5 protein-coding genes and 1 pseudogene are annotated in these 4,356 nt (G+C 69.3%); 2 read left to right on the top strand and 4 right to left on the bottom strand.

Annotation, left to right across the window (positions count from 1 at the left end):
* The first annotated feature begins 202 nt into the window (after window positions 1-202).
* A complete protein-coding gene (locus tag GA0115259_RS06420; protein WP_093592122.1) occupies window positions 203-1,042 on the top strand; it encodes a helix-turn-helix domain-containing protein in 840 nt (279 codons plus the stop codon).
* Window positions 1,039-1,266 (top strand): DUF397 domain-containing protein, encoded by a 228-nt coding sequence (locus GA0115259_RS06425; RefSeq protein ID WP_093592126.1) that lies wholly within the window; start codon window positions 1,039-1,041, stop codon window positions 1,264-1,266. The genes GA0115259_RS06420 and GA0115259_RS06425 overlap by 4 nt, the downstream gene beginning before the upstream one ends.
* 159 nt (window positions 1,267-1,425) lie before the next feature.
* Here GA0115259_RS06425 and GA0115259_RS06430 read toward each other — a convergent pair whose 3' ends face one another.
* The 4 genes and pseudogenes from GA0115259_RS06430 to GA0115259_RS06445 all read right to left on the bottom strand — a co-directional run.
* Window positions 1,426-1,611, bottom strand: coding sequence for a hypothetical protein (locus GA0115259_RS06430; protein WP_237539812.1), 186 nt, complete (start codon window positions 1,609-1,611; stop codon window positions 1,426-1,428).
* A 22-nt stretch (window positions 1,612-1,633) separates the two neighbouring features.
* Window positions 1,634-2,215: an LOG family protein gene (locus GA0115259_RS06435; protein ID WP_046498125.1), complete on the bottom strand. Its 582-nt coding sequence runs from the start codon at window positions 2,213-2,215 to the stop codon at window positions 1,634-1,636.
* A gap of 109 nt (window positions 2,216-2,324) precedes the next feature.
* Window positions 2,325-3,542 (bottom strand): L-2-hydroxyglutarate oxidase, encoded by a 1,218-nt coding sequence (gene lhgO / locus GA0115259_RS06440; RefSeq protein WP_093592129.1) that lies wholly within the window; start codon window positions 3,540-3,542, stop codon window positions 2,325-2,327.
* A 177-nt stretch (window positions 3,543-3,719) separates the two neighbouring features.
* Window positions 3,720-4,356, bottom strand: a pseudogene (locus GA0115259_RS06445) (MFS transporter); the annotation flags it as partial.

Consider the following 4,356-nt stretch of genomic DNA (forward strand, 5'->3'; position numbering starts at 1 on the left):
TTCCCGTACATGTCACACGCCCTCCATCTGCCCTTTTCACTCTCGGCCAACTCGGCTGCGTCGCTACGGGACTTGGAGAAAGTGCGCATCCAGGGCATGGTTGACTCCTCTCCGTAGCGAAACGACTACCGGGGGCACTCAGAGTGGCGTAGAGTCGAGACGCCTTCAAGTAATCCGAAACGAAGGAAGGCTTGGGCAACCCATGGTCAATCGCAAGGAGTTGAACCCCGAGAGCAGCCCGCGAGCGGCGTTTGGGGCCCGTGTGCGTAAATTGCGGGAGGAACGTGGCTGGAATCAGCATGACTTGGCCGGGCATGTGTCATGTTCCAGCCAGCATATTTCGGCCCTGGAAACTGCTCGCAAACCGCCGACCCTGCCGCTCTCGCGCAAGCTCGATCTCGCCTTTGGGATTGTCGGCACTGCCGCCTCGTTCGAGCGCGAGTGGGGCGAGATGCGGCATGGTTCGCTGCTCGAAGGGTTTCCTGAGTACGTCGGGCTTGAGGGCAGAGCGGTAGAGATCAGGCTGTTCGAGGTCGGGGTCATTCCGGGGCTTCTTCAAACCCCGGAGTACGCACAGGTGCTGGCGGACAGCGCTGTACATCGGGGTGCCATCACGCGCGAGCAGGCCGATGAGCGAACTTCGTTTCTGGCCGAGCGGCAGGCCGCGCTCGTACGGGCCCGCCCTCCCATGGTGCTGGTGGTCATGGATGAGAGCTGCATCCGCAGGCCGGTGGGCGGACCCGGGGTCATGAGGGCTCAGCTTGATCGGCTGGTTGAGTTCGCCGCGCTTCCCAACACCGCGCTGCATATCGCCCCGTACGGGATCGGAGAGCGCAGGACGTTCAACCGACTGGTCAACCTGCTCACCCTGTCCGATAACTCCGTCGTCTCCTATGTGGAGTCTCAGACTCAGGGATACCTGGACCGCGAACTCGTATCCGTCCGGGGCATGTTGACGGCTTACCATCAACTACAGGCGGTATCGCTGTCGCAAGCGGCATCGGTGGACATGATCAATGAGGTACGAAAGGGCACCCCGTGACTACCACGACCACGACCGAACTCCGTTGGGTCAAATCCTCCTACAGCGACAACGGCGGCAGCTGCGTCGAGTGGGCCCCCGTGTACGCGTCGGCTACCGGCGTGGTTCCTGTCCGTGACTCCAAGAACCCCAGTGGTCCGGTTCTGGACGTCCCCGCCGGCGCGTTCGCCTCGTTCGTAGCGGGCGTCAAGGCAGGCGAGTTCGCCCGTACCTTCGACGCGTGATCTGCGCGCCTCCGCGCTGAGCCCCGCCCTTCCTCAAGCGTTACCCCTTTGGAGCGGCGGGGCTCTTCGCTAGCGCTATACGGACGCGGACGCACAGGGCGTGCGTGCTCGGTGTTCGGTCTCGGGGAACGTCGGTACAGCCGTTGGCACTGAGAAAGATCACGGTCCGATCGGGGCGAGGGCGCTGACACGGTTCTCGTACTCGCGGCGGGCCTTGCGTTGGGCCGGAACCGTGGGAACGCCGTGGCCCCCGTCGAGCGGCCGGCAGCGGGTGAGGAGTCCGAGGTGCACGGCCGGGACGGCGGTGACGCGCAGGGTGTAGCCCCGGCCGTGTCGTACGGTCACCCCCTGGTCGAGCGCGGCTGAGCTATCGCAGACTCTCCCCGTGCGCGGGTTGCGGGGCGCTGCGCAGCCGTTCCTCAAGGGACTCCAGCAGACCGTGCAGGTCAGGGGCGACGGCAAGGTCGTCCAGGGTGGGGGCGGGCAGGAAGCCGGAGTCGACCAGGCCGCGCAGGGCATCGAGCAGCGGCGTCCAGAAGCCTCCCGCGTCGAGGAAGCCCACAGGCTTGGTGTGGAAGCCGAGCTGGCGCCACGACCACACCTCGAAGATCTCCTCCAGCGTGCCGAGACCGCCGGGCAGGGCGATGAAAGCGTCGGAGTACTCGGCCATGATCGCCTTGCGCTCATGCATAGAGTCGCACCTGACCAGCTCTGTCACCCCCTCGTGAGCCCACTCCCGCTCGACCATGCTGCGCGGCATGACGCCGACGACCTCGCCGCCGGCCTCCAGCGCGCTGTCCGCCACCACCCCCATCAGCCCCCGGCGGCCACCGCCGTAGACCAGACCGATTCCGCGCCGAGCCAGTTCAGCGCCGACGTCGGCTGCCAGCGCGGTGTGCGCGGGGTCGTATCCGTTGGACGAGGCGAGGAAGACGGCGAGGCGGCGCATGAAAGTCTCCGGAACAGGGGGAGCGGACCCTTCGGGTCTACCACGGGTGCCACAGCTCTGACCAAAGTGTTTTCAGCGAGGGACGACCCAAGCGGGAGATCCGCGCGCCTCAGGCCTCGCCCAGCACCGCCAGCGCCCGCCGTGCGACCTCCCGGCCGATCGGGAGCGAAGCCGTTGCCGCCGGGGACGGCGCGTTGAGGACGTGGACCGTGCGAGGCCGCTCCTGTATCAGGAAGTCGTCCGCCAGCGTGCCGTCCCGCAGCACCGCCTGGGCCCGTACACCGGCCGTCGCCGGGCGCAGGTCCGTGTCCCTGACCGCGGGGAGCAGTCTCCGTACGGCCGTCGCGAAGGCGCGCTTCGAGAGCGAGCGGTGCAGCTCGCCCGCGCCGTACCGCCAGTGCTTGCGCGCTGTACGCCATGAGCCGGGCCAGCCGAGTGTGCCGGCCAGCTCGGCGGGCCGTACGGTCCGCCAGGTGTAGCCCTCGCGGGCCAGCGCAGGGACCGCGTTCGGTCCGACATGGACGGCTCCGTCGATGCCCCGAGTCAGATGCACTCCCAGGAACGGGAACGCCGGGTCCGGCACCGGATAGACCAGCCCTCGTACGAGACCGGGCCTGGCCAGTTCGTAGTACTCGCCGCGGAAGGGCACGATCCGCATTCCCGGGTCGTCGCCCGCGAGCCGTGCCACCTGGTCGCACTGGAGCCCCGCGCAGTTCACCAGGACGCGCGCCCTGACCACGTCCCCAGCGGCCGTACGGACCGCGACACCCCAAGGGCGGCGGTCGACGGCCGTGACCTCCGCGTCGTACCGCACGGACGCGCCCGTCGCGCCCGCGGACTCCGCGAGCTGTTCGGCGACCGCCAGGAAGTCGCAGACGCCGGTCGTGCCGACATGGATCGCCGCGAGGCCGCGCACCTGCGGTTCGTACTCGGTGATCTGCGCCGGGCCCAGCTCGCGCACCGGGATGCCGTTCTCCCTGCCGCGCTGGACCAGGGCGTGCAGCCGAGGCAGTTCGTCCCGCTCCGTCGCGACGATCAGCTTGCCGGTGACCTCGTGCGCGATGCCGTACTCGGCGCAGAACTTGACCAGTTCGGCGGAGCCGCGCACCGCGTACCGCGCCTTGAGCGAGCCGGGACGGTAGTAGACACCGCTGTGGATCACTCCGCTGTTGTGGGCCGTCTGATGGCGCCCGGGGCCCGGCTCCTTCTCCAGCACCACCACGCGCGTGCCCGGCGCGGCGCGTGTGATCGCGTACGCCGTCGACAGACCGACGATCCCGCCGCCGATCACCAGCACTTCGCAGTCGAATCCCACGCGTCCGCTCATCGCGCGCGCCACCTCCCACCCCGATAGTGCACTGGCCCGCCGACAACGCGCTTAAACCACGAATCGACAGACCCGTACGACAGGCCGGTAGGACAGTCCGGCGCGAGGTGCCAGTCCGGCGCGAGGTGCCACCGCCCGCGCGCGAGGTGCCCCGGCCCCCGGCTCCGGCCCTGCGCCCTACGCCGGTGCCACCAGCAACGGCCTCGCGCGCTCGCGCAGCTCGACCACCCGGGGCTCGTCCCCGTACGGCTCCAGGCGGTGCAGCAGATCCCGTACGTACTCGGTCGTACGCGCCGAGGAGATCCGGCCCGCCACCTCCACCGCCCGCGTGCCCGCGGCGCACGCCGCGTCGAGATTGCCCGACTCCAGTTCGGCGACGGCGCTCACCACCAGACGCAGTCCGTGCGAGCGTACGAACTCCTCCGTCGGACGGGAGAGCGCCTGCTCCGTGAAGCGCCGTACCTGGCGCGGCGCCTTCAGATCGCGGTAGCACTCGGCGGCGTCCGCCGCGAATCTGTCGTACGAGTAGAAGCCCAGCCAGGACGGATCCGCGTCGCCCTCCCGCGAGCGCTCCAGCCACCCTTCCGCGGCCTTGAGGGCCGCTCCGGCCGCCACCGCGTCGCCCGCCTTCGCGTGCGCGCGCGCCTCCACCAGCCGGAAGAAGCTCATGGTGCGGGCGGTGGCGAGACCGCGATTGCGCTCCAGCGCCGCCTGCGCGAGGTCCACGCCCTCGTCCGCGAACCCGCGATAGGTCGCCTGGAGGGACATGGAGGCCAGCACATAGCCGCCCAGCGGTACATCGGCGGCCGCGCGG

The sequence above is a fragment of the Streptomyces sp. MnatMP-M17 genome (assembly GCF_900091995.1).
In the GTDB taxonomy this organism is placed as follows: domain Bacteria; phylum Actinomycetota; class Actinomycetes; order Streptomycetales; family Streptomycetaceae; genus Streptomyces.

Coding starts and splice junctions, on each gene's coding strand:
- lhgO (WP_093592129.1), bottom strand. CDS start 3,542: ATGAGCGGACGCGTGGGATTCGACTGCGAAGTGCTGGTGATCGGCGGC.
- GA0115259_RS06420 (WP_093592122.1), top strand. CDS start 203: ATGGTCAATCGCAAGGAGTTGAACCCCGAGAGCAGCCCGCGAGCGGCG.
- GA0115259_RS06435 (WP_046498125.1), bottom strand. CDS start 2,215: ATGCGCCGCCTCGCCGTCTTCCTCGCCTCGTCCAACGGATACGACCCC.